The organism is Anaerotruncus sp. DFI.9.16 (assembly GCF_024461615.1).
GTDB lineage: Bacteria > Bacillota > Clostridia > Oscillospirales > Ruminococcaceae > Anaerotruncus > Anaerotruncus massiliensis.
In genome coordinates, this window is record NZ_JANFZX010000002.1 from 34714 (window position 1) to 56645 (window position 21932).

Annotated in this window: 18 protein-coding genes; 6 read left to right on the plus strand and 12 right to left on the minus strand. The window is 63.4% G+C overall.

Annotated features, from left to right (window positions below; genetic code table 11):
* Positions 1-81 precede the first annotated feature (81 nt).
* The 8 genes from NE609_RS17720 to NE609_RS02080 form a co-directional block, all read right to left on the minus strand.
* Positions 82-2640: a hypothetical protein gene (locus tag NE609_RS17720; RefSeq protein ID WP_370867117.1), complete on the minus strand. Its 2559-nt coding sequence runs from the start codon at positions 2638-2640 to the stop codon at positions 82-84.
* A gap of 127 nt (positions 2641-2767) precedes the next feature.
* Entirely contained in the window at positions 2768-3550 is a 783-nt protein-coding gene (trpA, locus tag NE609_RS02050; protein WP_121586005.1) for a tryptophan synthase subunit alpha, read from the minus strand.
* A complete protein-coding gene (gene trpB, locus NE609_RS02055; RefSeq protein WP_256151544.1) occupies positions 3543-4727 on the minus strand; it encodes a tryptophan synthase subunit beta in 1185 nt (394 codons plus the stop codon). Before trpB ends, trpA begins: the two co-directional genes overlap by 8 nt.
* A gap of 354 nt (positions 4728-5081) precedes the next feature.
* The gene (locus NE609_RS02060) at positions 5082-6737 is read right to left on the minus strand and encodes a CTP synthase (RefSeq protein WP_256151545.1); all 1656 of its coding nucleotides are present in this window, start codon (positions 6735-6737) and stop codon (positions 5082-5084) included.
* 225 nt (positions 6738-6962) lie between these two features.
* Positions 6963-7844 carry a 2-hydroxy-3-oxopropionate reductase gene (gene garR / locus NE609_RS02065; protein ID WP_121586012.1) on the minus strand — a complete coding sequence of 294 codons (882 nt, stop codon included), beginning with the start codon at positions 7842-7844 and terminating at the stop codon, positions 6963-6965.
* 12 nt (positions 7845-7856) lie between these two features.
* On the minus strand, positions 7857-8993 hold the full coding sequence (locus NE609_RS02070) for a glycerate kinase (protein ID WP_256151546.1): 1137 nt from the start codon (positions 8991-8993) through the stop codon (positions 7857-7859).
* A gap of 76 nt (positions 8994-9069) precedes the next feature.
* Complete coding sequence (locus NE609_RS02075) at positions 9070-10452, minus strand: GntP family permease (protein ID WP_121586014.1); 1383 nt, start codon at positions 10450-10452, stop codon at positions 9070-9072.
* Positions 10453-10748: 296 nt separating this feature from the next.
* Complete coding sequence (locus NE609_RS02080; RefSeq protein WP_158595539.1) at positions 10749-11903, minus strand: sugar diacid recognition domain-containing protein; 1155 nt, start codon at positions 11901-11903, stop codon at positions 10749-10751.
* A 150-nt stretch (positions 11904-12053) separates the two neighbouring features.
* Between NE609_RS02080 and NE609_RS02085 the strand changes: the two genes are divergently transcribed.
* From NE609_RS02085 to NE609_RS02100, 4 genes are all read left to right on the plus strand, one after another.
* Positions 12054-13094, plus strand: coding sequence for a M23 family metallopeptidase (locus NE609_RS02085; protein ID WP_121586016.1), 1041 nt, complete (start codon positions 12054-12056; stop codon positions 13092-13094).
* A gap of 126 nt (positions 13095-13220) precedes the next feature.
* On the plus strand, positions 13221-14018 hold the full coding sequence (locus NE609_RS02090) for a ZIP family metal transporter (RefSeq protein WP_370867120.1): 798 nt from the start codon (positions 13221-13223) through the stop codon (positions 14016-14018).
* Between the two features lie 44 nt (positions 14019-14062).
* A complete protein-coding gene (locus NE609_RS02095; RefSeq protein ID WP_256151548.1) occupies positions 14063-14797 on the plus strand; it encodes an ABC transporter ATP-binding protein in 735 nt (244 codons plus the stop codon).
* Positions 14790-15710, plus strand: a complete 921-nt coding sequence (locus NE609_RS02100) for a SufD family Fe-S cluster assembly protein (RefSeq protein WP_256151549.1) — start codon at positions 14790-14792, stop codon at positions 15708-15710. Before NE609_RS02095 ends, NE609_RS02100 begins: the two co-directional genes overlap by 8 nt.
* A gap of 46 nt (positions 15711-15756) precedes the next feature.
* Here NE609_RS02100 and NE609_RS02105 read toward each other — a convergent pair whose 3' ends face one another.
* Genes NE609_RS02105 through NE609_RS02120 form a run of 4 tightly spaced genes read right to left on the minus strand, consistent with a single transcriptional unit; the run spans position 15757 to position 18623 of the window.
* Entirely contained in the window at positions 15757-16587 is an 831-nt protein-coding gene (locus NE609_RS02105; RefSeq protein WP_256151550.1) for a metal ABC transporter permease, read from the minus strand.
* On the minus strand, positions 16580-17287 hold the full coding sequence (locus NE609_RS02110) for a metal ABC transporter ATP-binding protein (protein ID WP_121586020.1): 708 nt from the start codon (positions 17285-17287) through the stop codon (positions 16580-16582). The genes NE609_RS02105 and NE609_RS02110 overlap by 8 nt, the downstream gene beginning before the upstream one ends.
* The gene (locus NE609_RS02115) at positions 17287-18204 is read right to left on the minus strand and encodes a metal ABC transporter substrate-binding protein (protein ID WP_256151551.1); all 918 of its coding nucleotides are present in this window, start codon (positions 18202-18204) and stop codon (positions 17287-17289) included. Before NE609_RS02115 ends, NE609_RS02110 begins: the two co-directional genes overlap by 1 nt.
* On the minus strand, positions 18201-18623 hold the full coding sequence (locus tag NE609_RS02120; RefSeq protein WP_121586022.1) for a Fur family transcriptional regulator: 423 nt from the start codon (positions 18621-18623) through the stop codon (positions 18201-18203). Before NE609_RS02120 ends, NE609_RS02115 begins: the two co-directional genes overlap by 4 nt.
* Positions 18624-19071: 448 nt before the next feature.
* On the opposite strand from NE609_RS02120, the gene NE609_RS02125 reads away from it, so the two are divergent.
* Complete coding sequence (locus NE609_RS02125; RefSeq protein WP_370867118.1) at positions 19072-20211, plus strand: galactose ABC transporter substrate-binding protein; 1140 nt, start codon at positions 19072-19074, stop codon at positions 20209-20211.
* A 197-nt stretch (positions 20212-20408) separates the two neighbouring features.
* A complete protein-coding gene (locus NE609_RS02130) occupies positions 20409-21911 on the plus strand; it encodes a sugar ABC transporter ATP-binding protein (RefSeq protein ID WP_121586024.1) in 1503 nt (500 codons plus the stop codon).
* Positions 21912-21932 lie beyond the last annotated feature (21 nt).

A 21932-nucleotide genomic window follows, 5' to 3' on the forward strand; every position in this document is an offset into this window, starting at 1 on the left:
CACGGTTCTATTTCTTTGCAGCAAGACGTAAAAAGGCCCCGCGGGCAATGCCCGCGGGGCCTTTCGGAAGAGATTTTTGATTTAACGGCCGGTGTTCGGGACCGGCTTCTGGTTGTTGGAAACGTCGATCGACGGGACCTCGGTATCGTCATCGTCGTCATAGTAGCTGTCGATATCCAACTCGGTGTCCGAGACGATGTAGGTGCCGAGCGTCCGGGTCCGGGTGGTCCAGCCCTCGATCTCGCGGTCGTCTTCCGAGTAGGTGAACATCGCGGTCACGTCCTCGAGGTAGCCGTCCTTGTCGAGACGGTAGATATAGACGTCGTGCGGATTGGGGGTGTAGTCGTCGTCATCGTCCCACGGGATGCCCAGCGTCAGATAGGCGCGGGAGGTCGAGGGGATGCTCGGGTTGCCGACGAAGTCATAGAACCACAGGTCTGCGTCGACGGGATCGCCGTACTCGGAATAGATGTCGCTCATCGACTTGGTGGACAGGCGCGCGTAGAAGTCCTTCGCGTCGTCGTCGGCGGTGAACTCGAGCGCCGCGCGGTCATCGCCCCAGATGAGGACGTTGTTCTCGTTGGCCTCGGGGCTGAAGTAGATTTTCTCGCCCGTGTCGGCGTCGCCGTCCGAGCCGGAAACCTTCTTGTTGCTGATCCACATGTTGAGGTTCAGGATGGCGGTTTCGCCCTTCTTCCAGCTGCCGTCCTTATCCTTTTTCGCCTTGAATTCGATCTCGGCGTTCGCCTTGCGCTCGTCGGTCGAGGTCATGTCCTTCAGCGTGACCTTCAGGTAGCTGGCGCGGGTCATGCCGCCCAGGCGCTTCTCCTCCACCTGCTCGATCTTGCTGATGAGGGACTTGCCGTCGCCGTCCTTGTCGACCGAGATCTTAAAGAGGTTGTCGTCGACAAGCTGGCTCGCGCGGGCCTTGCCGCCGCCGCTCAACTCGGTGACGTAGTCGTTGCCCGCATCGCCCAGCTTGATATAGAAGGTCTGGTTCGGGAGCACGCCGTCGAGCACGACCTTGCCGTCGCTGGAAGGCCGCGGGAAGCTGCTGCCGGAATTATCCTCCAGCCAGTCGCCGTCGTCATCGTAGACGCCGATGGGGCGGTAGACATACGACGGAGCGGAAGTGCCTCCATTATACTTGAAAGTCGCAGAAATATTGACTTCAGAAGCTCCAACTGTATAGGTGGAAGTATCGCCGTCCTGTGTCGCTCCGGTGACCGTGAGCTTATCGAGCACATAGCCATTATCCGGCGTTGCTGTAACGGTAAATTTCGCACCTTCCGCGACTTGGTCGCCGCTCTTGATCTCAGTACCGTTTACCGTCACCTTGATGGTGCCATTACTGCCTGCCTTCCACTTGACGGCATGGGTCGCGGCAACAGGAACCAGGTCAAAGGTTGCCGAAACCGTAATGTTTTCGTTCACCTCATAGTTGTCCACGATAACAGCCTGCTTGCCATCCTTCAAATCCGGGGTAGCCGCTCCAACAGAAAAGCTCTTCAAAAGGCTATCGGAGGCAGGGGTCGCAACAACTTTAATTTTGTGTCCATTGGGGACAGTCGCCCCATTGGTAATGGGATTGTCGCTATCATTGATATCCGTTACCGCAATCGTTCCGGTGCCAGTGCCTTTAGAATCAATCGTAATGGTCCGATTTTCCTGAGTAATTTCTGAAAACGTCACTTTAATCGTGACATTGCTGTTAGCCTGATAGCTCTCCACAGTCATCCCGGTGTCAGTAATCGGCGTCTGATCCGCAGAATTGATGGAGAATGCCGTAATCTTGTTTCCGACATCCGGCGCTACAACAATTTTTATTTTGCTGCCCGACGTTACAGTATTGCCGCTATCAATCTGTGAACCAGTGTTCACATCTGTTACGGTCACCGAGCCATTGCCAGTCTTGTTGATCGTTACAGTGACATCCGTCGCCGTCGGGTTCGGCGTATCGTTTGATGAGCCCTGGGTGAGCAGGTCGTTTGTGACCACCGGCGTCGGAGTCGAGGTGACCACCGGCGTCGGAGTCGAGGTGACCACCGGCGTCGGGGTCTGCTCAGGCTCTTGCTTAAACTCAGGCTCGGGGTCCGGCTCGGGCTTCTTTGAGAAGGTCGCGTGGATGGCGGTGTTGCCGTCGACCTTTACCGATTTGGACATCAGGATGTCCTGCTCGGCGGTATCGCCCACCTTCGCGGTCAGGGCCGTGAGTTCATAGCCTTCGTCCGCGGTGGCCGTGACGTTGATCACCGTCCCGGCCGCGACGGTCCAAGGGCCGGCTCCGGTCACCGCGTCGGGAGTGGCCGACGAGATGCTAATGCTGCCGCCCGTGGCGGCAGCATTGACGGTGTACACCGTCATGTCCGATCCGCCTGTGGGGTCGCCGACCGGATCGCCGTCGTCCGCCAGCGCGTAGACGGGCATCAGGCCCACTACGACCAGCACCGCGAGGCAGATGCTCAGTAGCTTCTTCATGTAGGGTACCTCCTTGAAAAAAATCAGTTTCTCTGTCGTGCGGCGGGTCGCCGCCCTTCTCTGTCCGTGTTCCAATGATACCCGATTTTCCTGTGGCAAAAATGTTATTCTTATGACCGAATTGTGAACAATCCCAAAACGGCAGACAACATCTGGCAGCATCGGAACCACCTAATACTACAAACCATCCCGGCCCCCAAAAAGGGACACCGCCCGCAGAAAATTTTTTGCCCGCCCGGACCCTCGCGGGCCGGCCGTTTTTCCATCTCCGCCGTGCCTGCGGGGCGGGTCAGCCGAGGGATTTGAGCGCCGCCTTCATCTCACGGACGTACCGCTCCACATGGGGCACGCAGTCCGCGCCGTATTTCGCGGCGAGCTTCACGATTGCGCTGCCGACGATCGCGCCGTCGGCGTGCTTCGCCATTTCGGCGGCCTGCTCCGGGGTCGAGATGCCGAAGCCCACCGCGCAGGGGACGTCGGACGCCCGCTTCGCCTCGGCGACCATGCCGCCGATATCGGTGGTGATCCGGCTGCGCACCCCCGTCACCCCCATCGAGGAGACGCAGTAGAGAAAGCCCTCCGCCTCCGCCGCGATCATGCGGATGCGCGCTCTGGAGGTGGGCGCGATGAGCGACACGAGGTCCACGCCGTACCGCCTGCAGAAGGGGGCGAGCTCCCCCTTCTCTTCAAAGGGCATGTCGGGGACGATCAGCGCGTCGACGCCCGTCTCCCCGCAGGCTTTGAGGAACCGTTCGGCCCCGTAGGTGAAGACGGGGTTCAGATAGGTCATGAAGGCGAGCGGGACGTCCGTCTCCCGGCGGATCTGCCGCACAAGCTCGAAGATGCGGTCGGTGGTCGCGCCCGCCGCGAGCGCGCGCTCGTCGGCCTGCTGGATGACCGGGCCTTCCGCCACCGGGTCGGAAAAGGGAATCCCCAGTTCGATGAGGTCGGCCCCGGCCGCCGCCATCGCGGGCACCAGCCGCGCGGTGACCTCGAGCGACGGGTCGCCCGCCGTTACGAACGGAATGAACGCCTTGCCGTGGGAGAACGCCTCCCGAATCCGCTTACTCATAGAGCGCTACCCCCCTGTACCGGGCGATGGCGGCGACATCCTTGTCGCCCCTGCCCGAAAGATTGACGACCACGATCCGGTCCTTCCCCATCCGCGGCGCGAGCTTCCTGGCGTAGGCCACCGCGTGGGCGCTTTCGATCGCCGGGATGATCCCCTCGGTGCGGGAGAGGTATTCAAACGCGTCTACCGCCTCATCGTCGGTGATCGAGACATATTCCGCCCGCTTTGTATCGTGCAGCCAGGCGTGCTCGGGGCCGATGCCCGGGTAGTCGAGCCCCGCCGAGATCGAGTAGACCGGCGCGATCTGCCCGTACTCATCCTGGCAGAAATAGCTCTTCATGCCGTGGAAGATCCCCGGCGTGCCCACCGCGATCGTCGCGGCGGTCTCGCCCGTCTCCACCCCGCGCCCGGCCGCCTCGCAGCCGATCAGCCGCACCTGGGGGTCGCCGATAAAGTCGTAAAAGAGCCCCATCGCGTTGCTGCCGCCGCCCACGCAGGCGAGCAGCGCGTCGGGCAGGCGGCCCTCCTTCTCGAGCAGCTGCGCCCGGACCTCCCGGCCGATCACGCTCTGAAAATCCCGCACGATCGTCGGGAAGGGGTGCGGCCCCATCACCGAGCCGAGCACGTAATGGGTGTCCGACACCCGCGCCGTCCACTCGCGCAGCGTCTCGTTGACCGCGTCCTTGAGGGTGCGGGTGCCCGTTTTGACGGGGTGCACCTTCGCGCCGAGCAGCTCCATCCGGTAGACGTTGAGCGCCTGGCGGACGGTGTCCTCCTCGCCCATGTAGATTTCACATTCCATCCCCATCAGCGCCGCCGCGGTCGCCGTGGCGACCCCGTGCTGCCCCGCGCCCGTCTCGGCGATCACGCGGGTCTTGCCCATCCGCTTGGCGAGCAGCACCTGCCCGAGGACGTTGTTGAGCTTGTGGGAGCCGGTGTGGTTGAGGTCCTCCCGCTTGAGGTAGACCTTCGCGCCCCCCAGGTCTTTCGTCATCTTTTCCGCGTAATAGAGCAGCGACGGCCGCCCCGCGTAATCCTTGAGCAGCCCCTCCAGCTCGGATACGAAGCCCGGGTCGTCCTTCCAGCGGGCGTAGGCCTCCTCCAGCTCGATCACAGCGTTCATCAGCGTCTCGGGGATATACTGTCCCCCGTGGACGCCGAACCGTCCCTTTGACATCTCTATCGACTCCCTTCGGCAAAATTGCGTCAAAAAAGGCTTTTGTCCCAAAACAGGGACAAAAGCCTTTGCTTCTGCGGTACCACCCAGATTGGCGGCCGAAACCGCCCACTCGTTCTGCGCGCAGGCACGCGCACCCCCCTGGTAACGGACGGGATCCCCGTCGGCGCCTACTCCCTCCCGGTTTCGGGCCGCCCTCGCGAGTCCATTCAAAACCGCCTGTGCTGCCGAACTTCCACCCGCGTCGGCTCTCTGGACACACCCGGCGGTCCCTACTACTCTCGCTCATCGGTTTCTGGATTTTTCCATAGTATAGCACCGGCGCTTTTCCGTGTCAACCGCCGAAGGCAAATTTCACCCGGCCCCGCGCCCCGCGCGCAAGCTCGCCGCGACGAACTCCCGGAAGAGCGGGTGCGCCCGGTTGGGGCGGGATTTGAACTCGGGGTGGTACTGCACCCCGACGAAAAAGGGGTGGCCGGGCAGTTCGACCGCCTCGACGAGCCGCCCGTCGGGCGAAAGGCCCGACAGCCGGACCCCGGCCGATACGAGCCGCTCCCGGTAGTCGTTGTTGACCTCGTAGCGGTGGCGGTGGCGTTCGCGGATCTCCCGCGCGCCGTACGCCTCTTCCAGCAGGCTGCCCGGCGCGACGGCGCAGGGATAGGCGCCCAGCCGCATGGTGCCGCCCTTGGGCACGACGCCCCGCTGGTCGGGCATGAGGTCGATCACGCAGTGCTCCGCCCCGGGGGAGAATTCGCGGGAGTCGGCCCCTGCGAGGCCCGCCAGCGAGCGCGCCGCCTCGATCACGGCCACCTGCATCCCGAGACAGATGCCGAAATAGGGGATCCGGGCCTCCCGCGCGTGGCGCGCGGCGCGGATCATCCCCTCGACGCCGCGGCCGCCGAAGCCGCCCGGCACGATGATCCCCCCGCAGCCCGCGAGGCGCTCGGCGATGTTGCGGTCGGTGAGCGTCTCGGAGTCGACCCAGCGGATGACGACGCGCGCGCCGCACTCGTACCCGCCGTGGCGCAGCGCCTCGGCGACCGAAAGGTAGGCGTCGTGCAGCTCGACGTATTTGCCGACGAGTGCGATCTCCACCGGCTCGGTCGCGCGCGCGATCCGCCCGCACATGGCGGCCCACTCGCCGAGGCCGTCCCCATGCACTTCGAGCCCGAGCCTGCGGCAGACGATGTCGTCGAGCCCTGCCCCGTGCAGCATGAGCGGCGCCTCGTAGAGGACGGGAAGGGTGCGGTTTTCGACGACGCAGTCGGGCTCGACGTTGCAGAAGAGGGCGATCTTCTGCCGCAGGCCCTCCTCGAGCGGCTCGTCGCAGCGCGCCACGATGATGTCGGGCATGATGCCCATACCCTGCAGCTCGCGCACCGAATGCTGGGTGGGCTTGGATTTATGCTCCCCCGAGCTCTTGAGGTAGGGGACGAGCGTCACATGCAGGAAGAGGCACCGCCCCCGCGGGAGCTCGCGGGAGATCTGGCGGATCGCCTCGAGGAAGGGCTGGCTTTCGATGTCGCCGATCGTGCCGCCGATCTCGGTGATGACCACGTCGGCCTCCGTCTCGCGGCCGACCGAATAGATGAACGACTTGATCTCGTTGGTGACGTGGGGGATCACCTGCACCGTCTCGCCGAGGTATTCCCCCGCGCGCTCCTTGTTGAGCACATTCCAGTAGACCCGCCCCGAGGTGAGGTTGGAAAACCGGTTGAGGTCCTCGTCGATGAACCGCTCGTAATGGCCGAGGTCGAGGTCGGTTTCCGCCCCGTCCTCGGTCACGAAGACCTCCCCGTGCTGGTAGGGGCTCATCGTGCCCGGGTCGACGTTGATGTAGGGGTCGAGCTTCTGCGCCGCCACGGTGAGCCCGCGCGCCTTGAGCAGCCGCCCGAGCGCCGCCGCCGTAATGCCCTTGCCGAGCCCCGAAACGACGCCCCCCGTCACAAAGATATAGCTGGTCTCCTGTTTGCCCATCGGTTTTTCCGCCTTCCCTTCCCGTTCGGTCATTCTAGCTTTCCCGCGCGCGGCGGGGATATGTCTATTCGTCGCAGGCGCTGAGGATCCTCCGCGCGATCTCCCGCCGCGTGGCGCGCAGGTTCATCGCCTGTTTCTCGATAAGGAGCGGCCGCCCCAAACGGGCGGCCGCCTGACGTTTTTTTGTTCCGCGCTTGACGAAGCGCGGCGCGGGGGACCTTTCAAAGTCCCCGGAAACGGCGCTTAGGGCGAGGCCCCCTAAGCGATCGTCTCCCCGGCGATCTTCTCATAAAATCCCACCAGTGCGCTGTGGTCGTCTCCGCCGCGGCCGTCGGCGCGCAGCGTCTGCATCATCTCCATGACCGCGGCGGTCAGCGGCAGCGGCGCGCCGACGGCATGTCCCGTCTCGAGCGCGTTGCCGAGGTCCTTGATGTGCAGGTCGATGCGGAAGCCCGGGGCGAAATTGCGTTCGAGCATCATCGGCGTCTTGGCATTCAGCACCGCCGAGCCCGCGAGCCCGCCCTTCACCGCGTCGAATACCCGCGCGGGGTCCACCCCCGCGCGGCGGGCGAGCATCATCGCCTCCGAGACCGCCGCGATGTTCGCCGCGACGATCACCTGGTTGGCGAGCTTGGTCGTGTTGCCCGCGCCGATCTCACCGCACCAGACGGCGCTCGCGCCCATGCAGAGCAGCACCGGCCTGACCGCGTCGAAAACCGCCCGTTCGCCGCCCGCCATGATCGACAGCGTCCCGTCGACCGCCTTCGGCTCGCCGCCGCTCACCGGCGCGTCGAGCATTTTGACCCCCTTTTCCGCACAGGCCGCCGCGATCTCCTGCGAAGCGCCCGGCGCGATCGAGCTCATGTCCACGAGGACCGTCCCCGGAGCCGCCCCCTCGAGCACGCCCCCCTCCCCGCAGACCGCCTCGCGGACGTTGGGGGAGTTGGGCAGCATGGTGATCACCAGCTCGTTTCCGGCGGCGGCCTCCCGCGGCGTATCCGCCGCGCGCGCGCCCGCCGCGGCGAGCTCCGCCACATGCTCGGGGTGGTGGTCGCAGACGGTGAGCGCGTGTCCCGCACGCAGGAGGTTCTTTGCCATCGGCCTGCCCATGATGCCGAGGCCGATAAATCCGATCTTCATAACAGCGCCTCCTTAAAAGCCGATCCGGCTGAGAAAACGCATGAGGTTGTCGACGGTGAGCGCCATGTCGCTTTTGCTGCGCGTCCTGGCGACCGAAAAGTCGACCGCCACGCGGTTGGTGCTGAAGACCGCCGACACCCCCTCCTCATAGGCGTTTTCGATGTTGTCGCCGATGTCCCCGACGAGCGCCACGAGCGGCACGCCGTGCTTTTTGCAGCGGCGGGCCACGCCGATGACCACCTTGCCGCGCAGGCTCTGGGTGTCGATCTTGCCCTCGCCGCTCAGCACAAGGTCCGCGTCGGACACGAGCCGGTCGAAGCCGACGGTGTCGAGCACCGTTTCGATGCCCATCTGCAGCCGGGAGCCGAGGAAGGCGACCATGCCGCCCCCCATGCCGCCCGCCGCGCCCGCACCCGGCAGATCCGCCACGTCGCGGCCGAGCTCCCGCCCGACCGTGCGGGCGATCGCGGAGAGCTGCCCGTCGAGGTATTCGACCATCGCGGGGTCCGCGCCCTTCTGCGGGCCGAAGATGTGGGCCGCGCCGTTTTTGCCGCAGAGGGGATTGTCGATGTCGCACATCGTGATGACCTCGATCCCCCTGAGCGCGGGCAGCAGCCCCGACATGTCGATCTTCGCGACGCGCGCGAGGTTTTCGCCCACCGGGACGAATTCCTCCCCCGCCTCGTCGAGAAAGCGCACGCCGAGCGCCGCGGCCGCGCCCGCCCCGAAATCGTTGGTGGCGCTGCCGCCCAGCCCGACGATCATCTTTTTGCAGCCGCGCCCCGCGGCGTGGGCCATGAGCTGGCCGACGCCGTAGGTGGTGGTCTTTTCGGCGTGCCGGTTCTCCCCCACGAGCGGCAGGCCCGCGCAGGCCGCCATCTCGATGACGGCGGTGGAGCCGCCGTCCAGCAGGCCGTAGTACCCCTCCATCTCCTCCATGTAGGGCCCCCTCACGGGGACTGTGACCCGCTCGCCGCCGACGGCGGCCAGAAACGCGTCCACGCTTCCCTCCCCGCCGTCCGCGACGGGGATCGGGACGACCTCCGCGTCCGGATAGTAGGCGCGGACCGCCTTTTCCATGATGCCGCAGATCTCCGAGGAACTCATCGTCCCCTTGAAGGAGTCGGGCATCAGGATCACTTTTTTCATGCATATCCCCCTTTGGAGAAAAGCCGGACAGATCCTGTCCGGCTTTCCATCCTTGAAATGTTTGCCCCCGCCCGCGTCAAATAAGGATGAGGGAGAGAATCCAGATAAAGATCATAGCCGCGACGCCCATCAGCAGCGTCAGCATGGTCTGCGTTTTGTAGCCGTCCTGCGCTTTGAGCTCGCCGAAGTTGGTGACGACCCAGAAGTAGGAGTCGTTCGCATGGGATACGGTCATCGCGCCCGCGCCGATCGCCATGACGGTCAGGGCGGCGGCCACCGGGGAGGTCAGGCCCAGCGCGGCCATCATGCTGCCCGACTCGGAGATCGCGCCCATGATGCCGGCGGTCGTGGTGATCGCGACCGTCGAGGAGCCCTGCGCCGACTTGAGGATGGCGGCGATGAGGAAGGGGAAGAAGATGCCGACGCTCGACAGGAACGCCGCGTTCTCCGACATGTAGTCGACGAAGCCCGCGGTGGAGATGATCTTGCCGAGCACGCCGCCCGCGGCGGTGATGAAGAGGATCGGGCCGACCGTCTTGAGGGTCTCGTCGGTCAAATCGCGGAATTCGCCCATCTTGCCGGTGGTGACCAGCGTCGCGATGCTGCACAGCAGACCGACCGCCAGCGCGATGATCGGCGCGCCGAGGAAGGCGCAGACACTCGCGAGCCCGCCCTGCCAACCGAGGATCGAGGAGATCGAGCTCAGCGCCATCAGGATGATCGGCAGAACGATCGGGGCGAAGGAGGCCAGAGTGCTCGGCAGCTTGCCGTACTCCCTGACGAGCTCCTCATAGCTCTTGACGACCTCATTGTCGTCGGGGTTGTCCTCGGAGGGGGATTTGACCCGCTTGCCGATGTATTTGGCGAAGAAATACGCCACGACCAGGCAGGGGATCGAGACAAGCGCGCCCATGCCGATGACGAGCAGCAGGTTGTTTCCGATGCCGAGGGTGCCGGCTGCCGCGATCGGGCCGGGCGTCGGCGGGATGAAGACGTGCGAGATGTAAAGGCCGCCCGACAGCGCCACCGTCATCGCGACGGAGGAGCACATCGTCTTTTTGACCATCGCCTTGCGGATGGGGTTGAGGATGACGAACCCGCTGTCGCAGAAGACGGGGATCGAGACGATCCAGCCCATCAGCATGATGGCGATTTCGGGGTGCTTCTTGCCCACGATCTTGACGACCGCGTCGGCAAGGCGGATGGCGCCGCCGGTCTTCTCGAGGAAGAAGCCGATCATCGCGCCGAGGATGATGACGATGCCGATGCTGGAGAAGGTGCCGGAGAAGCCCGCGCCGATCGTGCCGGGGATATCGGCCAGCGGGATGCCGACGACGATCGCCAGCAGCAGCGCCACGCCCATGATGGCGAGGAAGGGGTGCAGTTTCAGCTTGGAAATTGCAAGGATCATCACGACGATCGCGATGACAAACGTGATGAGAAGCGGTACTCCTGTCATAGTCTCTACCTCCATTCAAACATGCCTATGTGATGCGGCTTTCGCCGCCGCCTGCCCCGATTGTCCGCTCTCTTTCTTTAACGAGCCGCCCATCCGGGGCCATCCCGTGAGGCCCGGAGGAGCGGCTTTTACACGATTGGGTGTTTTCCACATTTTGTCCCGCCGATTTTTCCCTTTTTCTGTCATAATTATACTATGCCATTTGTTTGCCGTCTATGTTTTCAGGGACAGATTCTATTAATAGAATCTGTCCCTGAAAACAGAATTATAGAAAGCGCCCCTCCTTTGTTCACATTTTATACAAAATTCAGCTCGTCCCGGTTTTCGTTGTAGAACTGCACCGCCAGATAGAAGAGGGACGAATCCGACAGGCTGCGCGGGTCGTAGCCCGTCTGCTCACAGAGCTTGCGCAGCTTGTACTGGAGGGTGTTCTTGTGGATGAAGAGCTGGGCGGCCGCGTCGGAGAGCGATCCGTCCGCCTCGAAATAGACCTCCAGCAGGTGCACCCAGGAGTCGATCTCCTCGGGGGTGAAGCCGCGGAAGATGCGGCGGATGAATTCCGCCTTAGAGGTCTGGGGGATCTCATCCATGAAGAGCTCGAGGTTGATGTCGTCGTAGAACCGGATCGTGCTCCCGCGGGAGGCGCGGCAGGCCCTGAGCGCCTTGTGGGCGCGCAGGTAGGACTGGTGCAGGAGGCTGCCGTCCCGGCTGTCCGCGCCCACGATCACGCGGATGCTGAACTGCCGCCACACCTGCGCCTGGATCTGCTGCGCGAAGAACCGCAGCTTCGCGTCCTCGCAGTCGGGCATGAGGCAGATCATCTGGGAGGCCGTCTTGGCGAAGACGCCGTTCTTCTCCTCCCCGACCATCCGGCGGACCGTCTTGTTCACCCGGTCGATGATCCGCTGGCCCTCGGGGCTGTCGCTGTAGTCCCGCAGGTTTTCGATCTCCGCCACGAGCACCCGGCGGGGCAGCGTGATGTCGATGCCCAGCCGCGCGCCCCGCTGGATGAACGCCTGTCCCTGGCTGATCGCGTCGCCGTAGAGCCATTCGTCGATGAAGCGGGTGCGGATGCGGTCGTCGATCTTCTTCTGCTCCTTGTCGAAATTCTCGATCAGCAGGATCTCCGTCATCTTTTTGATGATCTGCCCGTATTTGACCACCTCGTCCCGCTCGCCGGTGATCCCCACAACCCCCGCGATCTCCCCGTCGAGCAGGATGGGCAGGTTGATCCCCTTCCGGGTCCCCTCGTATTCGTCGTCGCTCTGGATGATCAGCTCGTCGAGATGCTCCCCGATCACCCGCGCGGCGCCCTCGTGGTAGGTATCCATCCGCTCGGGGTCGGTGCTCGCGATGATCGTGCCGTCCGCGTCCATCATGTTGACGTGCTGGCCGATGATGCCGCTGATCTCGTTGACGATCTGCATGGCGTTCCGCTTGGAAATATCCATACGGCAGCCCTCCCTTCCGGTTCCCATTATACCACATGCAAAGCGCGTGTGGTATCATCGCGCATCTGGACGGAAGCGCCAGAGGCGCCGCGCAAAGCGCATACCGCCTCCCCTTCCGCACATATAATGGTGGGACGGGGAGGGGTTGCCATGCGGCGCGGAAAAATCGTTCTTGCGGGGATCCTGCTGGCGGCGGCCGCGGGGGCGGCGCTGTTTGCCGCGCGTCCCGCTGCGGCGCCCGCTTCGGAGGCGCTGCCCGCCTCCTCCTATATCAAATGGGTCGATTTCAACGTGCCCTCGGCCGCGCTCGACGGGAGCTACCGGGCGGCGGTGACGGCGCACGGGGAGGGACTTTCCGCGCCGATGCCCGACCTGCTCGCCTGCCTCGCGGCGGGCTACTGGGGCAACTGGAAGTCCTACCGCGCCGCCGACCTCGACCGGCTGATGGACCGGCTGCGCGCTGGGGAGACGCTCGACGGCATCGGCGGGGAATACAAGGACTATCCCTATTATAAGGAGGCCTACGGCGCGGTGCTGAACGGCATGGTCGGGGATTACGCCATCGCGCTGCCCGATGGGGACGGAGAGCCGCGCTGGCAGGTCAAATACGGACTCAAGGCCTACTGCCCGGTGGCGGAGGGCTTCGGCTTTTCCCACTGCGACGATTTCGGCAACGCCCGTTCCTTCGGCTACCGGCGCAGGCATCTCGGCAACGACCTGATGGGCAACGTCGGCAGCCCCATCGTGGCGGTCGAGTCGGGGGTGGTCGAGGAGCTCGGCTGGAACCAGTATGGAGGCTGGCGGATCGGCATCCGCTCCTTTGATGGCAGGCGCTACTATTATTACGCTCACCTCCGCAAGGGAGGCCCCTACCAGCCGGGGCTCGAAAAGGGGAGCGTCGTGCAGGCGGGCGACGTCATCGGCTATCTCGGCATGACGGGCTACTCCAACACCGAGGACGTCAACGGGATGAAGGTGCCCCACCTGCATTTCGGCATGCAGCTCATCTTCGACGAATCGCAGAAGACCGGCAACGGGGAGATCTGGATCGACGTCTACCAACTCGTCAATTTCCTTGAGCGCAACCGCAGCACCGTCGACCGGGGCGCCGACGGATGTTACAGCCGCCGGTATGAATACCTGGACTTTTCCGCCGCGCAGTATCTTACGGACTCGCGCGGAGCATCCTAAAAGAGCGGGGCCGCGCCCCGCTCTTTTCTGTTCCGTTGGAGACCGGCGCGCAGCCGCAAAAATGGCTCTTCCCTTTTCTATACTTGTCTGGTATAATATAAGGCGACCAAGGAGGCGGTAGTTATGATGAACGCATTGCATCCCGTCCTGTCGGCCGCTATCGGCACGGGGTTTACATTTTTAATGACGGCGCTGGGCGCGGCGGTCGTCTTCTTCTTCCGCGGGGAGATCAAGGCGTCCTTCCAGCAGGTCTTCCTGGGATTCGCGGCGGGCGTCATGATCGCGGCGTCCGTCTGGTCGCTGCTCATCCCCGCCATCGACATGGCGGAGGAGCAGGGGATGATCGGCTGGATCCCAGCGGCGGGCGGCTTTGTGCTCGGCGGGCTCTTCCTCATGCTGCTCGACCACCTGCTCCCCCACCTGCATCCGGGCAGCGACAGCCCCGAGGGCATGCCCTCCTCCCTGCGGCGCACGACGATGCTCGTCTTTGCCGTCACGCTGCACAACATCCCCGAGGGGATGGCCGTCGGGCTCTCCTTCGCGCTGGCCGCCCAGGGCGGCGCGGCGAACACCTTCGCGGCGGCCGTCGCGCTCGCCATCGGCATCGGGCTTCAGAACTTCCCCGAGGGTGCCGCGATCTCCCTCCCCCTCAAGAAGGAGGGGCTCTCCAACACCCGCTCTTTTATTTACGGCGCGCTTTCGGGCATCGTGGAACCGATCGGCGGCATCCTCACCGTGCTGATCGCCGGGTCGGTCTCCCCCGTCATGCCCTGGCTGCTAGCCTTCGCGGCGGGCGCGATGATCTATGTGGTCGTCGAGGAGCTGATCCCCGAGGCGCACCTCGGCGAACACTCCCATGTGGGCACCATCGGCGTCATGTTCGGCTTCCTCGTCATGATGATCCTCGACGTGGCGCTGGGATAACAGAAATATTCCGGGACATCCGCAACAGAAACAGGAGTGAAAACATGCTGGAACTGCAAAATATCACCGTGGATGTGGACGACAGCCGCGGCATCCTCCGGGACGTGAGCCTCAAAATCGACGGTGGGAAATTCGTCGTCATCACCGGGCCGAACGGCGGCGGCAAATCCACCCTCGCCCGCGTCATCGCCGGCATCACCCGCCCCGCCGCCGGGCGCATCCTCTTTGACGGGGAGGACATCACCGATCTCGGCATCACCGAGCGCGCCAGGCGCGGCGTCGGCTTCGCCTTCCAGCAGCCGGTGCGCTTCAAGGGGCTGACGGTGCGCGACCTCGTCGAGCTGGCCGCCGGGGGTTCCCTGAGCGAGCAGCAGCTCTGCGGCTATCTCAGCGACGTGGGGCTCTGCGCGAAGGACTACATCGACCGCGAGGTGAACGCGAGCCTTTCGGGCGGCGAGATCAAGCGGATCGAGATCGCGATGGTCATGGCGCGCAAGACCCGGCTCACCATCTTTGACGAGCCGGAGGCGGGCATCGACCTGTGGAGCTTCCAGAACCTCATCGGCGTCTTCCAGAAGCTGCGCCGCGAGACGAGCGGCTCGCTCGTCGTCATCTCCCATCAGGAGCGGATTTTGGAAATCGCGGACGAGCTGGTCGTGCTCGCGAGCGGCGTCGTCACGGCGCACGGCCCGCGGGAGGAGATCCTCCCCGGCCTGCTCAAGGGCGACGGGGGTCGCTGCGCCTTCTGCCCGCAGGAAGGGGGAATCTGCCATGAATAAGATCACCGAAATGCTGCTCGAGATGGTGTCCGAGCTCTCCGGCGTGCCGAAGAACGCCGCCTACAACATCCGCGAGGACGGCGGCTGCGCCGGGCGCGCCTCGACCGACAACGTGCACATCACCTCCAAGACCGACGAGCCGGGCATCGACATCAAGGTGCTGCCCGGCACGACGGGTGAAACCGTCTACATCCCCGCCTGCGTCACCCACACAGGGGTGCGCGACCTCGTCTACAACGACTTCTACATTGGCGACGGCGCGGACGTCACGATCGTGGCGGGCTGCGGCGTGCACAACGAGGGGGAGGAGGAGGCCCAGCACAACGGCGTCCACCGCTTCTTCATCGGCAAGAACGCGCGGGTCCTCTACCTCGAAAAGCACGTCGGCGTCGGCGAGGGGACGGGCAGGCGGATCATCAACCCGCAGACCTGGGTCCGCATCGACGAGGGCGGCTACATGAAGATGGACACCACCCAGATCAAGGGGGTCGACTCGACCAAACGGATCACCCGCGCCGAGCTCATGAAGGACGCCCGGCTGGTCATCCGCGAAAAGCTCATGACCCACGGCGACCAGTCCGCCGAGACGGATTTCTCCGTCGACCTCACGGGGGAGGATTCCGGCTGCGACCTCGTCTCCCGGTCGGTCGCGCGCGGCAGCTCCCATCAGGTGTTCCGCTCGGTCATCAACGGTAACACCCGTTGCACCGGGCATTCCGCCTGCGACGCGATCATCATGGACGAGGGGTCGGTCAGCGCGATCCCCGAGCTGACCGCGGCCAGCGTCGACGCCGCCCTCATCCATGAGGCGGCCATCGGCAAGATCGCGGGCGAGCAGCTCACCAAGCTGATGACGCTGGGCCTCACCGAGCAGGAGGCCGAACAGAAGATCATCGAGGGATTCTTAAAATAAACGAAAAACGGACGGGCCGCGTGAGCGGCCCGCCCGTTTTTATTTGCTATGCCTTCCCGAAGCGGGAACGCGCGAGCCCCGCCAGCCAGAAGCAGGCGAAGACCGCGATGTTCGCGACGACGACCGACGCGCCCGCCGGAGTGGAGAAGGCGAACGACCCCACGATCCCCGCGAAGAAGCAGACGACCGACACGGCCGCGGAGGTGACGACGACCCCCTTGAAACTGCGGCAGACCCGCATCGAGGTGAGCGCCGGGAAGATGATGAGGGAGGAGATGAGCATCGCGCCCATGATGCGCATCCCCACGACGATGGTGATCGCCGTCAAAAAGGCGATGAGCATGTTGTAGAGCCTCGCATTGGTGCCGGTGGCCTGCGCGAACGCCTCGTCGAAGGTGACGGAGAAGATCTTGTTGTAAAAGCAGACGAAAAGCAGCAGCACGACAGCGGACAACGCGACGGAGAGCACGACGTCCCCCCCGCTCATCGCGAGGATGCTGCCGAACATATAACCGTAGACGTCGGTGTTCATGCCGGTGGTGAGAGAGGTGACGATGACGCCGATCGCGAGCGCGCTCGAAGCGATGAGCGCGATGGCGGCGTCCCCCTTGATCTTGCTCGTCTCGCTGATGCGCAGCAGCAGAAACGCGGCGATCACGACGACGGGCACCGACACTGCCAGCGGCGCGACGTTCATCGCCATCGCGACCGACAGCGCGCCGAACCCGACGTGGGAGAGGCCGTCGCCGATCATCGAATACCGCTTGAGCACGAGGGAGACCCCGAGCAGGGCGGCACAGAGGGCGACGAGGATGCCCACGACGAGCGCGCGGCTGATAAAGGAATAGGAGAAGAGCTCGCGGAACAGCTCACCCATGCGCGTCACCTCCCAGCAGCCTGCGGCAGACGTCGCTTTCCAGATATTTTTCCGACGGCCCGTAGAAGAGCACGCCGGTGTCCATATGCAGGATCTTGCCCGCGTAATGCACCGAGCAGTTGATGTCGTGGCTGACCATGACGATCGTCACGCCCTCCCGGTTGAGCTGTCGGATCAGCGCGTAGAGCTCGCTGGTGACGACCGGGTCGAGCCCCGTCACCGGCTCGTCGAGCAGCAGCAGCTTTTCGGTGGCGCAGAGAGCGCGCGCGAGCAGCACCCGCTGCTGCTGCCCCCCCGACAGGTCGCGGTAGGATTTTTTGACCAGCCCGCCGATGCCCAGCTTTTCGATGTTGGCCGACGCGATCCTCCGTTCGGCGGGCGAATAGAAGGGCCGCATCCCACGGCGGTTGAGGCAGCCCGAGAGCACGACCTCCCACACCGACGCGGGGAAGTCCCGCTGGACGATCGTCTGCTGGGGCAGGTAGCCGATCATATTCTGTTTGAGTCCGTCGCCGAAGGCGATCTCCCCGGCGCGCGGCTTCATGAGCCCGAGCAGCCCCTTGAGCAGCGTCGACTTGCCCGAGCCGTTCTCCCCGACGATGCAGACGTAGTCGCCGTCCTCAATGTCGAAGCTGACGTCTTCCACGGCCAGCTGGTTCTCGTAGCCCATCGTCACGTTTTTACAGGATATCAGCGCCATCAGTTCAGCCCCTCCCGCAGGTTTTCAACGTTCTGCTCCATCAGCGAGAGGTAGGTCGCGCCGTTTTGCAGCTCCTCCCTGGAGACGTTGTGGCAGGAGTGGAGCAGCAGCGGCTTCGCGCCCGTCTCCTCCGCGATCGAGCGCGCGACCTTCGGGTCGGTCAACTCCTCGTAGTAGATGACGGGGACGCCGTCCGTCTCGATCGCGCGGATGATCTGCGCCACCGCGCCCGCGCTCGGCTCGGTCTCGCCCGAGCAGGAGTCGAACGCCGAGATGCAGGTGAGCCCGTACCGCTCGGCGAAATAGTGCAGCGCGAACCGGCCGCCGAAGACGATCTCCCGGCGCTTTCCCGTCTCCACGACCTCGGAGAACCGTTCGTCGAGCGCGTCGAGTCGTTCCTTATATTCCGCCGCGGACATCTGGTACTCCCCGGCGTTCTCCGGGTCGGCCGCGCAGAGCGCCGCCGCGATGTCGTCCACCATGATCTTGGCGTTCTGCGGGTCGGTCCAGATGTGCGGGTCGTACCCGCCGTGGTCGTGGCCGTCCCCGTCATCGTCCTTTTCGAGCGTCACATGCGCCGACAGGTCCACCGCCCGCACGCCCTCCCCGGCGCCGGCGAGGATCTTCTCCGCCCACGGCTCCATATATTCGCCCGTATAGAGGAAGAGGTCGGCCTTCCCGATCATGATGATGTCCGCGGGGGTCGGCTCGTAGGAGTGGCTCTCCACCCCCGGCGGCAGCAGCAGCATTACGTCGGCGTGCTCCCCCGCGATCTGCCGCGCAAAGTCGTACTGGGGAAAGAGGGTCGCCACGACCTTCACCCGGCCGTCCTCCCCGCCTTCTCCGGTCGGGGCCGCGCAGCCCGCCAGCAGGAGGACCGAGAGGAGGGCGGCGGCTATTCTTTGGATCTTTTTCATTTGGGTTCTCCCTGGTTCTTCGCGGCGCAGTCGGCGCAGAGGCCGTAGAGCACCGTCTTGGTGTTGTCGATCGTAAACTGGTGGTGCTCCAGCACATGCTTCGCCACCTCGCCGAGATAGTCGCACTCGACGTGGATGAGCCTGCCGCAGCCGGTGCATTTTAAATGAAAGTGCTCATGGCAGTCCTCGCGCCCGGTGAACTGGTAGCAGGCGCCCGCGCCCTCCCCGAGGTAGTAGCGGCGCACCGCGCCCTGCTCGACCAGCCGGTCGAGGGTCCGGTAGACGGTCGTCCGTCCGACGGGGAGCTGCTGGGCGCGCAGATGGGCGGCCACGTCCTCCGCGGACAGGTGCCTGTCGCGGTTCTCGGTCAGAAACTGCAGAATCCGCTCCCGCTGGCGCGTCTTGTATCCGTCCGGCATCCCTTCGCCCCCTGTAATTTGAAAATGAATTCCGATTTCATATTTTACCCCACCCCGCCGCGCTTGTCAAGGAAGGACCGCCCACAATGGAATATTGCACCAAATTTACAGCTCCCATACGCCGCAAAGCGGCTGTTTTCGGGCGTTTCGTCAATATCTGGAAAAGGTGGGAAAACGCTCCTTCTCTGTTTAGTTTGGGCAAAAAAATTTCACATTTTCCAATGCTTTCTGTTTGTATTTTACAGTCCTTTGTCAAATTAAACAATCAAACAGCTCATTTATCGTCCAAAATGTCATATCTGTGAAGATATTTCATGAAACTGCAAAGAAAATCTGATGGTTTTCGAAGTTACCCCCGTCTATAATGAAAACGGTGGCGTGAGCGTATCGGGAGAATACGTCCATACCGCCGGAAGAAAGAACACAAATGTTTAGGAGGAATTGAATGATGAAAAAAATTCTCGCTCTCGTGTTCGCATCACTCATGATTCTGTCTCTGGCCGCGTGCGGCAGCAAGCCCGCCGCCGAGCCCGCTCCGGTTGAGCCCGCCGCTCCGGCCGAGTCCACTGCTCCCGCCGAAGACGCCGCTCCGTCCGAGGAAGCTCCCGCTACGGATGCTGCCCCCGCGACCCTGAACGGCGACGGCATCACCGTCGGCGCTTGCATCTACAAATTCGACGATACCTTCATGACCGGCGTCCGCAACAACATGACCGCGCAGGCCGAGTCCCTGGGCGCGACCATCGAGATCGTGGACTCCCAGAACAAGCAGCCGACCCAGAACGAGCAGGTCGACACCTACATCACCAAGGGCGTCAATGCTCTGGCTGTCAACCCGGTCGACCTGACCGCCGCCGGCCCGATCATCGACAAGGCTTCCGCCGCTGGCATCCCGATCGTTCTGCTCAACCGTCAGCCTTCCGAAGAGGACATGGCGAAGTATGACAAGACCTGGTACGTCGGCGCCCGCGCCGAGGAGTCCGGCACGATGTCCGGCCAGATCATTCTCGACTACTTCAAGGCCAATGCAGGCGCCGACAAGAACGGCGACGGCGTGATCCAGTACGTCATGCTCCAGGGCGAGCCCGGACATCAGGACGCGGTTCTCCGCTCCGAGTACTGCATCAAGGCCATCGAGGACGACGGCACCTTCAAGACCGAGGCGCTCGGCCAGGATACCGCCATGTGGGATAAGGTCAAGGCGACCGACCTCATGAAGAGCTTCATCGCTTCCCAGGGTCTTGACAAGATCGAGGCTGTTTTCGCGAACAACGACGACATGGCGCTCGGCGCGATCGAAGCCCTGAAGGCTGAAGGCTACAACACTGGCGACGCTTCCAAGTACATCCCGGTCGTCGGCGTTGACGCGACCGCTCCGGCTCTGGAGTCCATGAGCAAGGGCGAGCTGCTCGGCACCGTCCTGAACGACGCTGAGAACCAGGGCATCGCGACCGTCAACGTGGCCGTCGCGGCTGCGCAGGGTCTCGAGATCACCAAGGATACCGTTGGCTACGACGTCACCGATGGCAAGTACATCTGGGTCCCGTATGTCAAGGTCACTGCCGACAACTATCAGGACTTCATGTAATCTGAATCACTCAGATGCATTTAGTTTGATAAACGGGCATTCCTAGGCACCTTTAGGCGGGGAACGCGAAAGCAAGCGCTTTCCGCGTTCCCCGCCGAATTTTATGTCCGCGGACCGGTCGCCGGGCTGCCGTGCGCTGTTTCCCGCAGCACGGCAAACGCGGGCATCTTATTTCAGGAAAGAAGGAGGACGACTGTATGGGCGAATACGTGCTGGAAATGAACAAGATCACCAAGGTTTTTCCCGGCGTCACCGCCTTGGACGGCGTTACACTAAAAGTCCGTCCGGGCACCGTGCACGCTCTGATGGGTGAGAACGGCGCCGGCAAATCCACCCTGATGAAATGTCTTTTCGGCATCTATCACGAAGATGGCGGCGAGATCATTCTCGACGGGAAAAAGGAAGTCATCAACACTTCCAAGCAGGCGCTTGATCTGGGCGTTTCCATGATTCACCAGGAGCTCCACCCGATCCGGTTCCGGCCGGTCATGGAGAACATCTGGCTGGGCAGGTTCCCCATGAGGGGCATCGCCGTGGACCGCAAGAAAATGATCCAGATGACCAAGGACCTGTTCAAAAAGGTCGATCTGGACATCGACCCTGAAATCCGCGCCGGCGAGCTCTCCGCATCCACCCTGCAGCTGGTGGAGATCGCAAGGGCCGTCAGCTACAACTCGAAGATCATTATCATGGATGAGCCGACTTCGTCGCTGACCGATAATGAGACCGAGCACCTCTTCAAGATCATCAACCAGCTCCGCGACGAAGGACGCTCCATCATCTACATCTCGCACAAGATGGAAGAGATCCTGCGCATCGCGGACGAGGTCACCATCATGCGTGATGGACAGTATGTCGGCACCTGGCCCGCCGCCGAGCTGACCACCGACCTGATCATCAGCCGCATGGTCGGCCGCGACATGACCAACCGCTTCCCGCCCAAGGACTACGAGCCCTTCCCGCGTGAGACGGTGCTCCGTGTCAAGGACCTCTGCTCCCCACTTCCCAAATCATTCCAGGACGTCAGCTTCCACCTGCACCGCGGCGAGATTCTCGGCATCGGCGGACTGGTCGGCGCGCAGCGCACCGAGCTGGTCGAAGCGATCTTTGGTTTGCGGGAGATCGCTTCCGGCATCATCGAGAAGAACGGCAAGGCCTTCCACGTCAAAAACGTGCGTGACGCCAAAGCCGCCAAAATCGCCCTGCTGACCGAGGAACGGCGCGCGACCGGCGTGTTCGGTTCCCTTTCGGTGCTCGACAACACCGTTATTGCAAGCCAGCAGAAATACGCCAAACACGGCGTGCTTCAGGAGAAGAAACGCTACCAGGCCGCGTCGGAAGCCGACAAGCAGCTCAACGTCAAGACCCCGACCCTTGAGACCGCCATGCAGAACCTTTCGGGCGGCAACCAGCAGAAGGTGCTGATCGCCCGCTGGCTGCTCACCGACCCCGACATCCTGATTCTTGACGAGCCGACGCGCGGCATCGACGTCGGCGCCAAATATGAGATCTACACCATTATGCTCGACCTCGTCAAGGCGGGCAAGAGCATCATCATGATCTCCTCCGAGATGCCCGAGCTGCTCGGCATGGCCGACCGTGTCATGGTCATGTGCGAGGGCAGGGTTACCGGCTTCCTCGAGAAGGACCAGTTCGACCAGGTCGAGGTTATGCGCCTGGCAACCCAGTTTATGAAATGATTTAGGAAAGTGAGGTACTAG

Bases quoted from the DNA above. Each gene is read 5' to 3' on its own strand.
- NE609_RS17720 (WP_370867117.1), bottom strand. From the start codon at position 2,640: ATGCTGCCAGATGTTGTCTGCCGTTTTGGGATTGTTCACAATTCGGTC.
- trpA (WP_121586005.1), bottom strand. From the start codon at position 3,550: ATGAGTAAGCGGATTCGGGAGGCGTTCTCCCACGGCAAGGCGTTCATT.
- trpB (WP_256151544.1), bottom strand. From the start codon at position 4,727: ATGTCAAAGGGACGGTTCGGCGTCCACGGGGGACAGTATATCCCCGAG.
- NE609_RS02060 (WP_256151545.1), bottom strand. From the start codon at position 6,737: ATGACCGAACGGGAAGGGAAGGCGGAAAAACCGATGGGCAAACAGGAG.
- garR (WP_121586012.1), bottom strand. From the start codon at position 7,844: ATGAAGATCGGATTTATCGGCCTCGGCATCATGGGCAGGCCGATGGCA.
- NE609_RS02070 (WP_256151546.1), bottom strand. From the start codon at position 8,993: ATGAAAAAAGTGATCCTGATGCCCGACTCCTTCAAGGGGACGATGAGT.
- NE609_RS02075 (WP_121586014.1), bottom strand. From the start codon at position 10,452: ATGACAGGAGTACCGCTTCTCATCACGTTTGTCATCGCGATCGTCGTG.
- NE609_RS02080 (WP_158595539.1), bottom strand. From the start codon at position 11,903: ATGGATATTTCCAAGCGGAACGCCATGCAGATCGTCAACGAGATCAGC.
- NE609_RS02085 (WP_121586016.1), top strand. From the start codon at position 12,054: ATGCGGCGCGGAAAAATCGTTCTTGCGGGGATCCTGCTGGCGGCGGCC.
- NE609_RS02090 (WP_370867120.1), top strand. From the start codon at position 13,221: ATGAACGCATTGCATCCCGTCCTGTCGGCCGCTATCGGCACGGGGTTT.
- NE609_RS02095 (WP_256151548.1), top strand. From the start codon at position 14,063: ATGCTGGAACTGCAAAATATCACCGTGGATGTGGACGACAGCCGCGGC.
- NE609_RS02100 (WP_256151549.1), top strand. From the start codon at position 14,790: ATGAATAAGATCACCGAAATGCTGCTCGAGATGGTGTCCGAGCTCTCC.
- NE609_RS02105 (WP_256151550.1), bottom strand. From the start codon at position 16,587: ATGGGTGAGCTGTTCCGCGAGCTCTTCTCCTATTCCTTTATCAGCCGC.
- NE609_RS02110 (WP_121586020.1), bottom strand. From the start codon at position 17,287: ATGGCGCTGATATCCTGTAAAAACGTGACGATGGGCTACGAGAACCAG.
- NE609_RS02115 (WP_256151551.1), bottom strand. From the start codon at position 18,204: ATGAAAAAGATCCAAAGAATAGCCGCCGCCCTCCTCTCGGTCCTCCTG.
- NE609_RS02120 (WP_121586022.1), bottom strand. From the start codon at position 18,623: ATGCCGGACGGATACAAGACGCGCCAGCGGGAGCGGATTCTGCAGTTT.
- NE609_RS02125 (WP_370867118.1), top strand. From the start codon at position 19,072: ATGAAAAAAATTCTCGCTCTCGTGTTCGCATCACTCATGATTCTGTCT.
- NE609_RS02130 (WP_121586024.1), top strand. From the start codon at position 20,409: ATGGGCGAATACGTGCTGGAAATGAACAAGATCACCAAGGTTTTTCCC.